General features: G+C 31.4%; 18 protein-coding genes. 3 read left to right on the top strand and 15 right to left on the bottom strand.

Going from position 1 to position 16,010, the window contains the following annotated elements; all coding sequences use genetic code 11:
* Positions 1-38: 38 nt before the first annotated feature.
* The 8 genes from fliY to aroQ are packed head-to-tail and all read right to left on the bottom strand — an operon-like array spanning position 39 to position 6,283.
* A complete protein-coding gene (gene fliY, locus FBF02_RS00310; RefSeq protein ID WP_002858804.1) occupies positions 39-881 on the bottom strand; it encodes a flagellar motor switch protein FliY in 843 nt (280 codons plus the stop codon).
* Positions 878-1,957, bottom strand: a complete 1,080-nt coding sequence (gene fliM / locus FBF02_RS00315) for a flagellar motor switch protein FliM (protein WP_002851710.1) — start codon at positions 1,955-1,957, stop codon at positions 878-880. The genes fliY and fliM overlap by 4 nt, the downstream gene beginning before the upstream one ends.
* Positions 1,957-2,649, bottom strand: coding sequence for an RNA polymerase sigma factor FliA (locus FBF02_RS00320; protein ID WP_002851943.1), 693 nt, complete (start codon positions 2,647-2,649; stop codon positions 1,957-1,959). Before FBF02_RS00320 ends, fliM begins: the two co-directional genes overlap by 1 nt.
* Positions 2,630-2,986, bottom strand: coding sequence for a membrane protein (locus FBF02_RS00325; RefSeq protein ID WP_002851727.1), 357 nt, complete (start codon positions 2,984-2,986; stop codon positions 2,630-2,632). The genes FBF02_RS00320 and FBF02_RS00325 overlap by 20 nt, the downstream gene beginning before the upstream one ends.
* An 18-nt stretch (positions 2,987-3,004) precedes the next feature.
* Positions 3,005-3,871, bottom strand: a complete 867-nt coding sequence (gene flhG / locus FBF02_RS00330; RefSeq protein ID WP_002851985.1) for a flagella biosynthesis ATPase FlhG — start codon at positions 3,869-3,871, stop codon at positions 3,005-3,007.
* Positions 3,864-5,318 carry a flagellar biosynthesis protein FlhF gene (flhF, locus tag FBF02_RS00335; protein WP_002851941.1) on the bottom strand — a complete coding sequence of 485 codons (1,455 nt, stop codon included), beginning with the start codon at positions 5,316-5,318 and terminating at the stop codon, positions 3,864-3,866. The genes flhG and flhF overlap by 8 nt, the downstream gene beginning before the upstream one ends.
* Before the next feature lie 9 nt (positions 5,319-5,327).
* The gene (gene folK, locus FBF02_RS00340) at positions 5,328-5,801 is read right to left on the bottom strand and encodes a 2-amino-4-hydroxy-6-hydroxymethyldihydropteridine diphosphokinase (protein ID WP_002851803.1); all 474 of its coding nucleotides are present in this window, start codon (positions 5,799-5,801) and stop codon (positions 5,328-5,330) included.
* A 2-nt stretch (positions 5,802-5,803) separates the two neighbouring features.
* Positions 5,804-6,283, bottom strand: coding sequence for a type II 3-dehydroquinate dehydratase (gene aroQ / locus FBF02_RS00345; RefSeq protein ID WP_002852001.1), 480 nt, complete (start codon positions 6,281-6,283; stop codon positions 5,804-5,806).
* Between the two features lie 90 nt (positions 6,284-6,373).
* Between aroQ and FBF02_RS00350 the strand changes: the two genes are divergently transcribed.
* The 3 genes from FBF02_RS00350 (at position 6,374) to FBF02_RS00360 (ending at position 9,597) form a co-directional block, all read left to right on the top strand.
* Entirely contained in the window at positions 6,374-7,603 is a 1,230-nt protein-coding gene (locus FBF02_RS00350) for a metal-dependent hydrolase (protein ID WP_002851913.1), read from the top strand.
* Positions 7,591-8,487: a signal peptide peptidase SppA gene (sppA, locus tag FBF02_RS00355; protein ID WP_002851869.1), complete on the top strand. Its 897-nt coding sequence runs from the start codon at positions 7,591-7,593 to the stop codon at positions 8,485-8,487. The genes FBF02_RS00350 and sppA overlap by 13 nt, the downstream gene beginning before the upstream one ends.
* A gap of 78 nt (positions 8,488-8,565) precedes the next feature.
* Positions 8,566-9,597, top strand: coding sequence for a Cj0069 family protein (locus FBF02_RS00360; RefSeq protein ID WP_002851763.1), 1,032 nt, complete (start codon positions 8,566-8,568; stop codon positions 9,595-9,597).
* Between the two features lie 241 nt (positions 9,598-9,838).
* Here FBF02_RS00360 and FBF02_RS08965 read toward each other — a convergent pair whose 3' ends face one another.
* The 7 genes from FBF02_RS08965 to cdtC all read right to left on the bottom strand — a co-directional run bounded on the left by FBF02_RS08965 (position 9,839) and on the right by cdtC (position 16,006).
* A complete protein-coding gene (locus tag FBF02_RS08965; RefSeq protein ID WP_002851815.1) occupies positions 9,839-10,189 on the bottom strand; it encodes a cation-binding protein in 351 nt (116 codons plus the stop codon).
* Complete coding sequence (locus FBF02_RS08970) at positions 10,165-10,461, bottom strand: hemerythrin domain-containing protein (protein ID WP_002864365.1); 297 nt, start codon at positions 10,459-10,461, stop codon at positions 10,165-10,167. Before FBF02_RS08970 ends, FBF02_RS08965 begins: the two co-directional genes overlap by 25 nt.
* Before the next feature lie 172 nt (positions 10,462-10,633).
* Positions 10,634-11,290 carry a lactate utilization protein C gene (locus tag FBF02_RS00370; RefSeq protein WP_002851721.1) on the bottom strand — a complete coding sequence of 219 codons (657 nt, stop codon included), beginning with the start codon at positions 11,288-11,290 and terminating at the stop codon, positions 10,634-10,636.
* Positions 11,283-12,722 carry a LutB/LldF family L-lactate oxidation iron-sulfur protein gene (locus FBF02_RS00375; protein WP_002851925.1) on the bottom strand — a complete coding sequence of 480 codons (1,440 nt, stop codon included), beginning with the start codon at positions 12,720-12,722 and terminating at the stop codon, positions 11,283-11,285. The genes FBF02_RS00370 and FBF02_RS00375 overlap by 8 nt, the downstream gene beginning before the upstream one ends.
* Complete coding sequence (locus FBF02_RS00380; RefSeq protein ID WP_002851599.1) at positions 12,719-13,459, bottom strand: (Fe-S)-binding protein; 741 nt, start codon at positions 13,457-13,459, stop codon at positions 12,719-12,721. The genes FBF02_RS00375 and FBF02_RS00380 overlap by 4 nt, the downstream gene beginning before the upstream one ends.
* Positions 13,460-13,582: 123 nt before the next feature.
* Entirely contained in the window at positions 13,583-15,265 is a 1,683-nt protein-coding gene (locus FBF02_RS00385) for an L-lactate permease (RefSeq protein WP_002851907.1), read from the bottom strand.
* 171 nt (positions 15,266-15,436) lie between these two features.
* On the bottom strand, positions 15,437-16,006 hold the full coding sequence (gene cdtC, locus FBF02_RS00390) for a cytolethal distending toxin subunit Cj-CdtC (RefSeq protein WP_002851967.1): 570 nt from the start codon (positions 16,004-16,006) through the stop codon (positions 15,437-15,439).
* Between the last annotated feature and the right edge of the window lie 4 nt (positions 16,007-16,010).

Below are 16,010 nucleotides of genomic sequence, written 5' to 3' on the forward strand. Positions count from 1 at the left end.
TTTATATTTATTATTCTTAATTTGTAGGCTAAAACTTTTTATCTTAGTTGTTCTAATCTTTCTTTTTTAGAACCAATTTCTGTAATTTGAACGCCGAAGTTACCATCGACAATTACTACCTCGCCATAAGCAATTCTTTTATCCCCAATTAAAATTTCAAGCGGATCGTTTGCAAGTTGATTAAGCTCCACAACTGAGCCTATATCCATAGTTAAAACATCTTTTAAAAGCATTTTTTTATTGCCTATACGCACACGAACAGGCAAACGCACATCCATGATAAGATTGATATTTTTAAGCTCTTCGCTAAGCATTATCGCTTTTTCTTCAGTATTGTGATTAGAATCAGTGCTTGTATTTCCTGTTTCAGCAGGTTTCCCGCTTAGGATGTTATGGAGTGTTTGATCCATGGCTAAAGAAACTTGTTCTTCTAAATCGCCTATTTTTACATCATATAAAAATAATTTTTTAAAATCTTTAAAATCTACGCTTTCAGGCACAAATTCACAAGATTCTATGCTAAAATCCATTTTTGGAATGTCTTTTTGGGCTCCTAAGGTTGTAGAAAATGCTGAAATGATATTTTGGATGGCTTCTTTAGCTGCATCCATTTCATCAGGACCTAGTTTATCGTTTTTGGTGATCTCTTCTTCACCCATCATCCATTCACCAATAGCACTCATTAAAACAGCACCAGCTAAAATTCCTATTTTTCCACCATTTGCTATATTAAATATAGCATACACTAAAGGTGCTTTTAAAGTATCGCTTGTATTGACATCAAATTCTTTATATTCGCTAAATTCAGCACTTTTTCCTGTTAAACCTTCAATGGTGCTGATGCATTCATTTGTAAACATTTTTAAAAAATCATTGATCATATTTCTTCATCCTCCTCTTCAGGCTCATCATAAACACTGGCTTTAGCTTTACGCTCTTCTTCGTATTTTTCCAAAATTTCTTTGATTTCATCTTTATCTGTGCGTATAAGTTCTAAAATTTTAATAGATTTTCTAAAACGATGCAATCCAATTTGTGCTAAGAAAACATCTTTTTTATCGATACTTACTATAGCTTTATCGTCTGCTTCTCTATCAAGCCTTAAAATATCGCCTTGTTTAAGTTCTAAAAATTCATGAACATTAATTAAGGTTTTTCCTAAAATTGCCTCATATACCACTTCAGCACGACCGATTAAAGTTTTAAGCTCTTTGTTACGTGATTTTTTGGCTGAGGTTTCACCCATCATAATATCACGGTTTGCTAAACGGCTTAATATACTTTCTAAATGTACTACAGGATAGCAGATATTTACCATTCCGCTTGAATTTCCTATGATGATTTCCATTACTACCATGATAACAATCTCATTTTGAGATACGATTTGCACAACATTTGGACTTGATTCTTTAGCTTCTATACTAGGATAAATTTCAGTTACGGTAGCCCAGCTTTCTTTAAGTCTTTGCATAATGATACGCAAAATAGAATCAAGTAAATTAAGCTCAATATCCGTAAGCTCACGCGAAGCTTCATAGCTATCGCCTTGACCACCTAAAAGCCTGTCTATCATAGGAAAAGCTATGCTTGGATTGATTTCTAAAACACAGTTTCCATCTAAAGGTTTGATAGAAAAAACATTAAAACTTGTTGGGCTTGGCAAAGACATTAAAAACTCTCCATAAGTCATCTGATCGACTGAATGAAGTTTAGTTTCAACAATACTTCTCATCATCGATGAAATTTGAGAGGCTAAATTTCTTGCTAATTTATCATGTATGCCTTTAATCGTCCTAAGTTGTTCTTTTGAAACTCTGTTGGGACGCTTAAAATCATATACAACGATATTTCTTTCATCTTTTTCATCTTTTGAATTTGAGGCTATGGGTGTGTCGGTGTTATCATCGACAACTTCAAGTAGAGCATCAATTTCTTCTTGGGAGAGTATCTCAGCCATTACACTAGCCTTTCTCTAAGTTTTTTAAGAAGTTTTTTGTGAATTTGTGAAATTCTGCTTTCACTGATTTGTAAAATTTCACTGATTTCTTTTAGGCTTAATTCTTCATAATAATAAAGCTGAATAATTAACTGATCGCGCTCTTTAAGATCATCTAGCACTTCGTGAATTTTTTCTAAAAGTTCTTCTTTTTCAATTTTTTCTAAAGTATTGTCTTCATTATAAAGTTCGATTTGCTCATCAATGGGCAGGGTATAGCTAATAGCATGAGCTGTTCTTACTTCTTTGATTTTTTCTACATCTAAATCAAGTTTTTTGGCTAGATACTCATCATCAGGTTCGCATTCATGTTCTAAAAAATATTCATCCATGATTGCATCAATATCTTTAATAATTTTACGATTATTTCGACTCATTACATCAAGACTTCTAAGATAATCAAGCATAGAGCCGTTAACTCTTTTTCTTGCAAAACCCCAGAAGTTATCATTTTGTTCTTTATCGTAACGGCGTGAAAGCTTTATCATTTCTTCAACGCCTATGCTAATAAGATCATTAACATCTATACTTGAAGGCAAGCGTTCTTTTAGTCTAAAAGCCATAGCACGCAGAGCTGGCATGTAAGAAAGCACAAGCTCATCTTGCTCTTTCTTTAGCATTTGTGCATAAGCTTTAGGCGGCTCTTTTAGCATTTCTTCGTCTTTCTTTGAATTCATTTTTCTTTAGCTCTTCTCTTTCTTCATTGAGCTTTTCTAAAATTATATCCATTTTCTTTTCACGAATAACTAAATCGTTGATAATATTATTGCTAGTTTTTTCATAATCGTGTTTATTAAAGATTCTGCCACTAATTTTCTTTACATCTATAAAATTCATAATAGCAATATGAACAAAAACATAAAACATAAAAGTAATAAAACAAGTAAAAATCAGTATATCAAAGGCTTCATCTATACTAATAATGCTAAATGCAAGTCCTATAAAAAATCCACAAACAGTGAAAAATGCTACGTAATTTTCTGGCCTCATAATCTCTTCTCTTTATTGCTAAAATCTTTCAATAATTTTTCTAAAAAAACTTGAAAAACTACGATTTGAAACATTATCAAGCACTTTCCGTTCCAATCTATATAAAAGCTTGGAAGCTAGGGCTTTAATCTCATCACTTGAGGCTGTGTTTTCATCGCTAAATAAAGTTCTTTTTTTAATACTACCACTTACATCTTTAGAAGCGCTTAAATGACCTAAGAATTCTAAATTTAAAGGATTTTTAATGTTTGCATCTGCAACTTTTTTAATATTTTCAAAAACTTTTAAAGCTTCATTTTCATTTTTTACAACATTAAAGAGCATTAGTAAATTTTCTTTTGTCTTAGAAGTTGTTTTTATGGTTGCATACGCATCAGTGATTGCTGCAGGATCAGGAACAGTTACTACTATAACTTCATCAGCCATTTCTAAAAAATTTAAAATATTTCCACCAATACCCGCGCCTGTGTCGATAATAAGAAAATCAAGTTCATCTAAAATACTTGCTTGATTTAAAAATCTCTCGTAAATATTTTTATCATTATATTTTAAAATCTCATCTCCACTTTCGCCTGGGATGAGCCATAAATTTGGCTTAACTTCTATTAAAATGTCTTCCAAGGAGCATTCTCCGCGTAAAACATGCAAGAGATTTTTTTGTATGCGTACATTTAAAATGACATCCAAATTTGCCAAGCCAATATCAGCATCAAAAAGCCCAACTTTATAGCCATTATTTGCTAAAACATTGGCTAGATTCGCGCTAATCGTACTTTTTCCAACGCCACCTTTTCCACTTGTAATAGCTATAAAATGAGTGTTTTGGGATTTTTTGGTTCCATTTTGACTCATGAGATTGCGAAGTTTATTTGCTTGGTTATTCATTATTTTTTCCTTTGTTAAACCCTTCTAAAATACAATGAACTAGAAAATCACTATTGGCTACTTCTAAATCATCTGGCACTTCTTGTCCTATAGAGAAAAAGCTTAGAGGAATATTTGTTTCATAAACAAGAGAGAAGATATTTCCAAAAACCTTTGTTTCATCAAATTTAGTAATAATCAAAGTATCAATATTTAAGAATGAAAAATTTTTATAAATTTCCATTAAATCTTCATGTTTGGTGTTTGCAGAAACCACTAAATTTACATCAATTTCTGCATTTGAGTGCATTAAAAATTCTTTAGTTTTAGCAAGTTTGCTTTGATCGTATTGTGAATTTCCTATAGTATCAACTAAAATTACTTCGCAATTATTTAAGCTTTTTATCGCTTCATCTAAATCCTTTGGTTCTATGCTATCAATAATAGGAAGTTTCATCATTTTTGCATACTGAAAAAGTTGCTCAACTGCACCGATTCTATAAGTATCAAGCGTAATAATACCTGTTTTATAACGCTTATCTCCATAAGCATAGCGAAAAGCTAACTTAGCTAAGGTTGTTGTTTTTCCGACTCCTGTTGGGCCTACTAGCATCATGATTTTTTGTTTTTTTATATCGCTTTCAACACGACAAGGCAAGATATTTCTTAAAAGTGAGTGAAAATATCTTTGAACCGCATCTTTGTTGGTTTTCATAGCAGCTGGCATATTTTCTATAGTTGCTTTCATAATCGCTTCTAGATGATTTTCAAGCATTCCACTTTCTTTGGCTTGTTTATAAATACTTGCAAATTCAGGAGGTATCATAAGATTTTTTCTAGCTTCAGCTTTATCGTCCCACATCATATCTGCAAGAAGATCTATTTTATCATTAAGCTTGTTGATTTGTTTTTCAAATTGCTTTTCAAAATTTTCTATTTTTTTATTATAATTTGGATTAGGGGTGTAATTTTCTAAAGGTGTGTTTGTGACTTTAGAAATTTCATTGCTAACTTCACTTAGTTTTTCTTTGAAATCATCAAAGCCTAGAGTCTTATTTTGATGAGGGTTGATTTTGTTTTGTGGAAAATCTTGATAGGTTTTTTTAGCTAAGTCATTGTTTTTTACAGTGTTTAAATTTGTATTTAAGCGAGTGTTTGAGAAATCCAAGACTACATCTTCATCTTCTTGAGGGATTTGAGATCTAATTTTTTCTTCTGCAAGAGAGGTAGAGGATGGTTTTGGCGAGCTTTTTTTTGCAGGTAAAGATTTTCCTTGTTTTTTTAAGTGTTCTTCATAGTCGCTTTCTTCTATGGCTACCATAACCTCATAAAGCGCACTGCGATTTAAGGTTTTAGGACGAATTTGTTTATTTGTTATAATTAAAGCTTTATCTCCGTAATCTTCTTTTACTTTGGGTATAATTTGTTCTGTATCTTCAACGGTAAAAGTATGTATAAGTTGTCCCATTTATATTCCTTATATCATGCCTAAAGGCAAAATTACACTCACTCTTTCTTTAGCCCCTTTATGAGGCACCTCACACCACTTATCACGCTTGACTTTTTGTGAAAAGTATAAAAGATCTAAATCAAGCGTTCTAGGAGCGTTTTTGAAAGTTCTCTTGCGTTTAAATTTTACTTCATAGTAAAGTAAAACTTTCAAAAGTGCTCGTGCATGCAAATTAGTTTGTATCAACATAACAGCATTGGTAAAATCTTTTTGCTCTTTAAAACCAAAGGCTTCATTTATCAACATAGGAGATGTGGATAAAATTTTAAATCTTTTATCATCCATCATTACTCGAAAAAGCATATCAAATCTTTTTTTTTCGGGTTCTATATTGCTTCCTAAGCCTATAAGAGCTAAATATTTAAAAGATCGTATATTTTGACTAAAAAAAGGAAAAAAACGACTTTTTTCAAAGTGTTTTACTCCTTGAATTTTTAGCATTATTATTTATTCGTTTGTTGTGCTTGTTGCATTGCGCGCAAATTTTTTATTTGTTCGCAAATTTGAATTATACCCATTAAAGCCAAGTGATAGCCAAAAGGACCAAAACCAACAATAGTTCCAGAACATACAGGCGCTATAAGACTTTTTTGACGAAATTCTTCTCTGCGATAAACATTGCTAATATGTACTTCAATTGTAGGCAAAGCTACTGCTGCAATAGCATCGCGAATAGCTACTGAAGTATGAGTATAGCCTGCTGCATTGATAATAATTCCATCAACTGTTCCAAGGCATTCTTGAATTTTATCTACGATTTCACCTTCAAAATTACTTTGGAAAAAGTCAAGTTCTACATTGTTTTGCGATGCTGCAAGTTTCATTTGCTCATGAATTTCTTCCATTTTCATAGCACCATAAATTCCCACTTCTCTTACGCCAAGCATATTAACATTTGGGCCTTGGATAATCATTATTTTCATGGATTTAACCTTAAAAATTTATTTTTAACCTTTTATTATAACATTTTAAAAATAAATTTTTGCTACAATGTAATTTTTGAAAGGAAAATCGTGTTTATAGTTGCTGCAAGATATCTTTTTTTATGCGATGAAGATTTTACAATACTAGAAAATCAAGCCTTTGTTTTTGAAGATAAAATTTTAGAATTGGGTGAATTGGATAATTTAAAAAAAAAATATCCTAAGGCTAAAATCATCAAAACACCTAAAAATTCGGTTATTTTACCTGCTTTTATAAATCCTCACACACATTTAGAATTTAGTGCAAATTCAACAACTTTACATTTTGGAGAATTTTTAATTTGGCTTAAAAGTGTTATAAATTCTCGTTCCATATTAAATGCACAGGCCAAAGAAGAATTAATACTTCAAAGCATTAAAAAAATGCAAAAAAGTGGTATAGGCACTATAGGTGAAATTTCAAGTTTTGGGAGTGATTTAGATCCTTGCTTAAAGGCTAGTCACAAGGGTATGCGTATAGTATTTTTTAATGAAATTTTGGGTACAAATGAAAATCAAGTTGAAGATAAAAAACAAGAATTTTTAAAAAGATTTGAAAATTCTTTGAAATTTAAAAATGATTTTTTTATCCCGGCAATTTCGATTCATTCTCCTTATTCAACTCATCCTAGTTTGGCTCATTTTGCTCTTGATTTAGCTAAAAAGCAAAATTTACTAGCTAGTACGCATTTTTTAGAAAGTAAGGCTGAAAATATCTGGCTTAGAGAGTCTAAAGGGGGTTTTAAAAAATGGCTTGAAAATTTCACACTTCATCCTAAGCCTCTTTATACACCAAAGGATTTTGTTAAACTTTTTAAAGGAGTAAGGACTCTTTTTACGCATTGTGTTTATCTAAAAGAATATGAATGGTTAGATAAAAATTTACATTCTATTACACATTGTGCATTTTCAAATCGCCTTTTAAGTCAAAAAAGCTTAGATTTAAAAACGGCTTTAAAAAGTGGATTAAATATCCATTTAGGAACCGATGGACTTAGCTCAAATATTTCATTGTCTTTACTTGATGAAATGCGCGCGAATTTGCTTATACATAAGAATTTTGATTTATTAGAGTTAGCCTCTAAGCTTTTGCAAATGGTAACACTTTATCCTGCAAGGGCTTTAAATTTAAATTTAGGAGAGCTTAAAAAAGGTAAAATTGCTGATTTTAACGTATTTGAGCTAGGAGAATGTGATAAAAAGCAAGCTCCTTTGCAGTTTATTTTAAATGCTAAGGAAGTGGATAAATTATTTATAAAAGGAAAAGAATGCAAATTTTAAAATCATTTTTTAAGGCTTTAGGATGCGGTATAAAATTTATCAATACTTATTTTAAAACCTTTGTTTTATTGTTGATTGTTATATGGATTTTAATACCTAGTGCAAATTCAAGCTCTAATCTTGCAAATTTAGAACGCATTGATTTAAAGGGTGAAATTTTTGACAGCTCTGCGGTTTTGGAAAAAATTATCAATGCTAAAAATGATAGCAATATCAAAGGAGTGCTTTTTGTTATAGACTCTCCTGGTGGAGCTTTTGCTCCTAGCATGGAACTAGCTCTAGCTATAAAGGATTTAAAAATTAAAAAGCCTGTGCTTGTTTATGCAAGCGGAACTATGGCAAGTGGAAGTTATTTAGCAGGAGTTGGAGCAAATAAAATTTTAGCCAATCCGGCAAGTTTTATAGGCTCTATCGGTGTGATTATGCAAGGAGCTGATTTAAGCGGATTGGCTAATAAACTCGGTATTAAAGAACAAACTATTCAAGCGGGTGAATTTAAAAGTGCTGGAACTTTTGCAAGAGCTTGGAATGAGAATGAAAGAAATTTTTTACAGGGTTTAATTGATCAAAGTTATGATCTTTTTACAGGTTTTGTTGCCAAGGAAAGAGCATTAGATCTTAACAAAAAAGATCAATGGGCAAATGCAAGAGTGTTTTTAGCTGCCAAGGCTAAGGAGCTTGGTCTTATAGATGAGCTTAGTAATTATGAAAATGCTAAAAAGGAGCTTGAAAAACTTGCTAATGTTTCAAATCCTGTTTGGAAAGAAGAAGATAAGATTGATAAATTTCTTAACCGCCTAGAAGGACAAACATCAAGCTTGATAAGTAAAAGCTTAATCGAAATCGCTTATAAAACTAATAGCAGTTTTATAAACGCTAGATAAAATATATAAATATTTTTATTTAATTTTTGTAATATTTTTATGCAATAATTATTTATATCTTAGATAAGGAGTAAAATAATGAAAAAAAATATTGTTTTTTTCGAAGTTAAAGGTGGGAGTGATAAAGGTGAAGATGGCTATAGAAAAGATACCATGCCTATGGTAAATGCCTTAAAAGCTAAGGGTTGGAATGCTGAGGTGATTTTTTTTGAAGTGGGTAAAAAAGATGAAATTTACAAATATGTGAAAGAAAATTTTGATGGTTATGTTTCTCGCATCAATCCTGGCAATCTTAAAGAAGAAAATGAGTATTTTGATATGTTAAGAAAACTTTGTGCCGATAAGCTTGTAGGTATGCCTCATCCTGATGCTATGATAGGTTATGGTGCTAAAGATGCACTTACAAAATTAGCAGATACTGATCTTGTTCCAAGCGATACTTATGCTTACTATGATATTAAGACTTTTAAAGAAAATTTTCCAAAAAGTTTGGCTAAAGGTGAAAGGGTTTTAAAACAAAATCGTGGCTCTACAGGAGAGGGAATTTGGCGTGTGAGTGTAGAGGGTAATGTTAGTGGAGATAGTTTGCCTTTAAACACAAAAATCAAATGTACAGAAGCTAAGGATAATCATGTAGAACATAGAGAGCTTGGGGAATTTATGGATTTTTGCGAGCAATATATCATAGGTGATAATGGTATGCTTGTGGATATGACTTTTTTACCGCGCATTAAAGAAGGTGAAATCAGACTTTTAATGCTTTATAACACCCCTGTAAATGTAGTGCATAAAAAACCAGCCGAAGATGCTGATGCTTTTTCTGCTACGCTTTTTAGTGGGGCAAAATATCGCTATGATAAGCCAGAAGATTGGAAAACTTTGGTGGATATGTTTTTAGGCGAGCTTCCTAAGGTAAGGGAAAAATTAGGCAATTACGACTTACCATTGATTTGGACGGCTGATTTTATTTTAGATACTGATGAAAAGGGCAATGATAAATATGTTTTAGGCGAGATTAATTGTTCTTGTGTAGGTTTTACTTCTCATTTAGAACTTGCTGATGAAGTAGCTTCAAATATTATTAATATTGTAAGTAAAACTAAGGCTTAGTCTTTAAGCTTAATGTCCATTTTATTATTGTAAAATGGACATTCTTTTTCTATTGTTTTTAAGTTTGAGCTATATTCTATCGAGAAAAAATTTTCACAAAATGAGCATTTTGTATCTTTGGTTAGTATAGGATAGGAATAGTCAAATTTATCCAAAATAAAATATTTTATTTTTTTATCCTTAAATTTCCTTCTTTGTCTAACTTATACTTTATTTATTATTTTAACGCATAAATAGTTAATTAGAAATTTTCTGAATATTTTTTATAAAACTGTATGGCTTCTTTGCATTTTTTACATTTAAATTTTACGCCCTTAAGTTGAATTTTTTGATGAATTCCAAATGGTACATCATGCATTTGTTCTACGCATTCGCATGTATAAAGATAAACTGTATTTTCATCATCTTTTTCTTCTTTGACTTCTTCAAAGCTTACTTCCCCATCATCTTCAGAAGTTAAAGAAGATCTTCTGTATTGTTCAACTTTCACATCTTTATAGAGTATATGTTCTAAAAGCCATTTTTTAGAAACTGTGTAAAGCTTCTCTTTTAAATCATTAGTGGTTTTTATGTTTTGTATAAGATAAGACATATCACGAATGATATTTTATGCATGATTTTGTGTTCATTTAAATAAGGATAATGAATTTCTTGCATATAATCTTCTTCATTACTAAAATGTTCTTTCATATAGTTAAAAAGTTCTGTTAAAATTTCTTTGAGTTCTTCTCGTTTTACAAATTTATAAACAGCACTTTCAACCTTGCTTGCAAGTTCACAAAGTTTTTGGTGTTGAATGTCAATCATTGTGTCATGAATACTGTATTTTTCATTCCAAGTTGGAATTAATTTATCTAAAAGCACCTTCTTTAATTTTTATATTTAAAATTAATTTAATATATTTGAGTGAAATATTACATAATATTTTATTAAAATATTATTAATTAGAAATTATTTATTTTATTTATATTTGTATAATATAAAAAATATATATAATTAATATTAAAAATTAAGACTTACTGATTCTAGTATAGAATCAGTAAATAATAATATGTGCAATTTGTGGCCCATGAACACCAAAAACAGTGATAAGTTCTATATCTGCTGTTCTTGAAGGCCCTGCTATAAATAAGATATTAGTAGGTAAAATTTCATTTTCTTTTTTTACTAAATTTAAAGCTTCGCTAAGACTTTTAACAACATTTTCTTTTTTAAGCAATACTATGCAAAGTTTAGGTGCAAGGCTTAGCATTCTAGGTTGGGTTTTACTTGAAGGTATAAGTGCAACTCCGTGAGAGCTTACCCCTGCTCTTGCGTGAATGATGGAAAAATCACTATGAAAAACTTCAGATCTTAAATTTTCGATTTCTTTATCAAAGCAAATCTTTTTTTCTGCTTTGATTTGTTCTAAATTTAAATTTAAATCCGCTCCATAAATCATACTTTTAAAGCTATATTTTGCGACAATTTCATTGATTTTTTCTTCTAAGGTATCTTTTGTAGCATTTTCAACGATGTATTTGTTATCGCTCATTTTTTGCTTCATTTCTGTAAGCATATCTTGGGTTGTCTGGATATGTTCTACAGGATCTATACTTTCAATGCGTGTGAAAGTTGTTTCTTTGTAAGCTTTTTTAAGATGTTCTAAAATATTTGCTTTGCTTTTGCTTGAAATTTCATCGATTTTACTCATAGCTTACTCCTTCTAGTTTTTGCACTTCTTTATAAAGATCCATTTTAATTTGAGGTAATTCTTTAAAAGCGTACCATTTTTTAATCACAGGCAAAATGCTTGCGAAATTTTGTACCGTCCAGTTGAAATAATGTGCTTTTGAAAGTGAAAAACGCCATTTATCGCCATTGGTTGCGATATTTTTAAATTGTTTAAAAGCAAAGGCTTCTAGGGCATTGTGATGAACATTATTTGCTCCTAAAGGTGGATTTTTACCTTGTCCTATTTTATCACATCTTAATTTGCGAATAAGATCAGCCAAAGGAATTTGGACTGGACAAACTTCAGAACAACGCCCACAAAGTGAACAGAAATTCAAAATATCTCCTGTATGATCTATACCAAAAATATTAGGACTGATTACTTCTCCTATAGGTCCTGGATAAGTGGTTTGATAAGCATGTCCGCCGATTTGATCATAAACAGGGCAAAAATTCATACAAGCCCCGCATCGAATACAACGCAAAGCCTCATAATAATCCTCATGAGCTAACATTTTAGAGCGATTGTGATCAAATAAAATCACATGTACTTCTTTAGGACCATCTAAATCTCCATTTTTTCTAGGACCTGTAATGATATTGTTATAAGTTGGTATAAATTGTCCTGTGGCTGAAGGAGTAAGTAAAGAAACCATAGTAGCCGCATCTTCAAAGCTTTCCATGATTTTTTCTATACCACAAAGTGCGATATGAATATCAGGTGCTGTAGTGCACATTCTACCATTTCCTTCATTTTCTATAAGCCAAAAAGCTCCTTCTCTTGACATGGCAAAATTGACCCCACTAAGTCCAAGTTTTAAGCCTTCAAAATCTTTTCTTAAATGTTCTCTAGCCACCGCATTTAAACTTTCGGGTTCATCGTTTTCTAAATTTGCTCCTAATTTTTCTTTGAAAATTTCTCCGATTTCATGGCGGTTTCTATGTATGGCAGGTACAACTATGTGTAAAGGGGGTTCTTCATTAAGCTGTAAAATAAGCTCTCCAAGATCGGTTTCTATAGCTTTTAAACCTTTTTTTTCTAGGTAGTGATTTAGGCCTATTTCTTCACTTGCCATAGACTTGCCTTTTAAAAGCTTGGTGATATTTTTTTCTTTCATGATTTCATAGACGATTTCACAGGCATCTTCATCACTACTTGCCCAATGCACCTTAATGCCATTTTTTGTAGCATTTTTTTCAAATTCTAAAAGTCTTTCTTCTAAGCTCATTAAGGCATTATTTTTAGCTTGCTTAGCTTTAGCTCTTAAGCCCTGCCAGTCTTTAAATCTAGCATCAATAACATTGAGTCTATTTTTTTGCAAAGTATGCATGGCAGTCATTAAATTTTCTTGCATTTGTTTGTCATTGAGTTTAATTTGAACGATTTGTTCGTGAGGAATTTTTTGACTCATAGTCTCCCTCCTTCTAAGCGTTTAAGTAAAAAGTCATATAAATGTATGCCTTTTATATCCAAACCCATTCTTTTCATTGTGCCATCTATATTTAAAAGACAACCTCCATCACCACTGATGAGATATTTTGCACCGCTATTTTGTATATCTTTGATTTTGCTTCTTACCATAGCATTTGAAATTTCAGGCTCTTTTACTGAAAAGGTTCCTCCAAAACCACAGCATTCTTCTTCGTATTGAAGTTCTACTAATTCTACGTTTTTTAGTTTTTTGATAAGATTTTTACTCGCTTGTATGCTTTTTTGCACTCTTAAAGCATGGCAATTAGAATGCCAAGTTACTTTTATAGGTACACCTTTATCTTCATAATCTACTTTTAAAACTTCATCAAGGTATTGTGAAAGTTCTATCACTCTAGAGCTAAAAGTTTTTATTTTGGAAAATTCAGGCCTGTTTTTAAAAAGCTCTTTATAGTCATGACTCATCATACCCGCACAAGAACCACTGGGTACAACGATGGGATAATCTTTATCAAATAAATCTACATTATATAAAGCGATCTCACGACTTTCATCGAAATAACCTGAGTTAAAAGAAGGTTGGGCGCAACAGGTTTGATTTTTTTTGAAAATCACTTCAATACCCTCACGCCTTAAAAGTTTTATCGCATTTAAAACGCTTTGTTGCATAGCAGTACTTCCTAAGCATGTGGCGTAAAAATACACTTTTTTCATCATTTTTCTCCTTTTAGGATAATTTAGGATAAATGTTCTAATCCTGTAAAAATAAAAGCAAAGTAAAATTTCTAACAAATATTCTAAAAACGAATATTTGTTGAAATAAAACTTAAATTTTTTTAATTATTTCACTATAACTTCAGGGATGATTCCTTGTAAGAAAAAAGCTATAATGCAAGTCCAAATTCCTATTAAAATAATAAAAGCTACAGAATATTTTAATGTGAATTTGAAAAGATCAGATTCTTTTCCCACAAGTCCAACCGCTGCACAAGCTATAGCAATGCTTTGTGGACTGATCATCTTCCCAACAACCCCACCTACTGAATTAGCTGCTAAAAATAAAGCTTCGCTAATACCTAGTTTTTGAGCGCTTACTTGTTGCAAGGTTCCAAAAAGTAAATTAGCACTTGTATCAGAGCCTGTTAAAAATACCCCTATCCAGCCAATGATTGGTGAAAAGAAAGAAAAAGCATCACCTGTGTGTGCAAAAGCAAGTCCTAAAGTAGTGCTCATACCACTATTTTTAGAGATAAAAGCAAAGGCCACAACCAAACCTATGGTGATACAAGGTATAGCCATTTCTTTTAAGGTAACCCAAAAGCATTCTGCAGCATCTTCGGCTTTGATTTTTAAAATAGCTATAGTTAAAAAAGCGGCAAGTAAAATCGCTGTTCCTGCTTGAGCTACGGTTTTTCCATTGATTAAATCTACACCCAAGGCCAAAGATAAAGGCTTAGCTTCTCCTATGCCTGTGATAGAAGGGCTTAAAATTCCAGTTGTGATATTGCTAAATTGTAAAGTAATACTTGTATAGCTTAAAATTCCGTCCTTATCAAAGAGAGCTTTAAACCAAGGTTGTGTCCAAATGATAATACAAACAATGAGTAAAATAAAAGGTGACCAAGCTTTTAAAATTTGATTAAAACTTAAGGTGTTATCTTGAGTGAAATTGCTTTCATTGTCAAATCTAAAAATATTTTTTGGTTTCCAAAATTTCAAAAATACAGTCGTAACTGCTAAAGAAACCACAGCTGAAATAATATCAGGTAATTCCGCTCCTAGGTGATTTGAGCTTAAAAATTGAGTAGTTGTAAAACTTAGCGCCGCAACTAAAATAGCTGGAAAAGTTTCTTTAATACCTTTAAATCCATCCATTAAAAAAACTATGAAAAAAGGTATAGTAAGGCTTAAAGGAACTAGCATTCTACCTACCATGGCAGAAACTGAATGCTGTTCTATGCCGACAAGATTTGCCATAGCAATAATAGGAATTCCCACCGCACCAAAAGCAACAGGAGCGGTATTTGCGATAAGACAAAGCCCTGCAGCTTGTAAAGGACGCAAGCCAAGTCCTACTAAAAGTGCAGCGGTTATAGCCACAGGGCCACCAAAACCTATAGCACCCTCTAAAAATGAACCAAAACAAAAACCTATTAAAATCACTTGAATTCTATGATCTGGAGTAATGCTCATCACGCTTTTTTTAATGATTTCAAAAGAACCTGACTTGATAGAAAGTTTGTAAAGAAAGATTGCCGCGATGATAATCCAAGCTATAGGCCACATACCATTTGTAAAGCCTTGAATAAAACTTGCACCCACTAAATTCCAAGGCATTTTATAGGCAAATAAAGCTACTAAAGTAGCAAGTATAACAGTTAAAAAACCTGCTTGATAGCCTTTAAGTTTTAAAACAACCAAACAAACTAAAAAACATAGTATAGGTAAAAATGCCACTAAAGCACTTAGCCAAATATTTGAAAAAGGGTCATAAATTTGTTGCCATGTTAAAATTTGTTCCAATTTTTCCTCCTTGATAATTATTATGTATAAATTTATTGTAACAAAAAATTACATTAAAATAAAAAAATTATAGAGCAAGGTAAATTACATTGTATTATTATTAATTATTTTGTGTATTTTAGTAATATCATAAATATTAAATAAATATAAAAATAGAACAAGATAAAAATCTTATTCTAAAGGGGTAGCAGCTGTTAAAGGTGGGGTTATAATCATTAGTTCATTTACTTCAGCAAAAAAAATAGGATCTAGGGTGCAAGGGGCTATTCCAAAGCGTTTTTGTATAGGAATATTTGGATTAAAAAAAGTTACTATACATTCATCAGATTCCAAAACTAAAGAACGAATTTGCACAGCTGAAGTTGTTGTTGGCATTATAGAAAATACAGTTTCTAATTTACCATCTTTTAGATCATCTTGACAAGATTTTGCTCCAAAGGTTCCATCTTCTAAGATGGCTAAACAAAGATCGCTTTCTTTTGGATTTGTAAATTGCACATAACCAAAAGGAAGTTCATCAGCTAATTTATCTTTTTGTTTTAACTCATCGCTTAAAACAATTTCTTTAATATTCCAATTTTGATCAATAGGATCTTTTGAGGTATCCCTAAAGGCGCTTAAAAAAATTCCCGTTTCTAAGCTTCTTATAGAAACCATTTCGGTAAAATCTTTCAAATCTCCAGTAGGAGTTGCAAAGGCTAAAGTTATAAACATAAAAAACAAAGTAATAATTTTTTTCATATTA

The organism is Campylobacter sp. CFSAN093226, from assembly GCF_012897595.1.
In the GTDB taxonomy this organism is placed as follows: domain Bacteria; phylum Campylobacterota; class Campylobacteria; order Campylobacterales; family Campylobacteraceae; genus Campylobacter_D; species Campylobacter_D jejuni.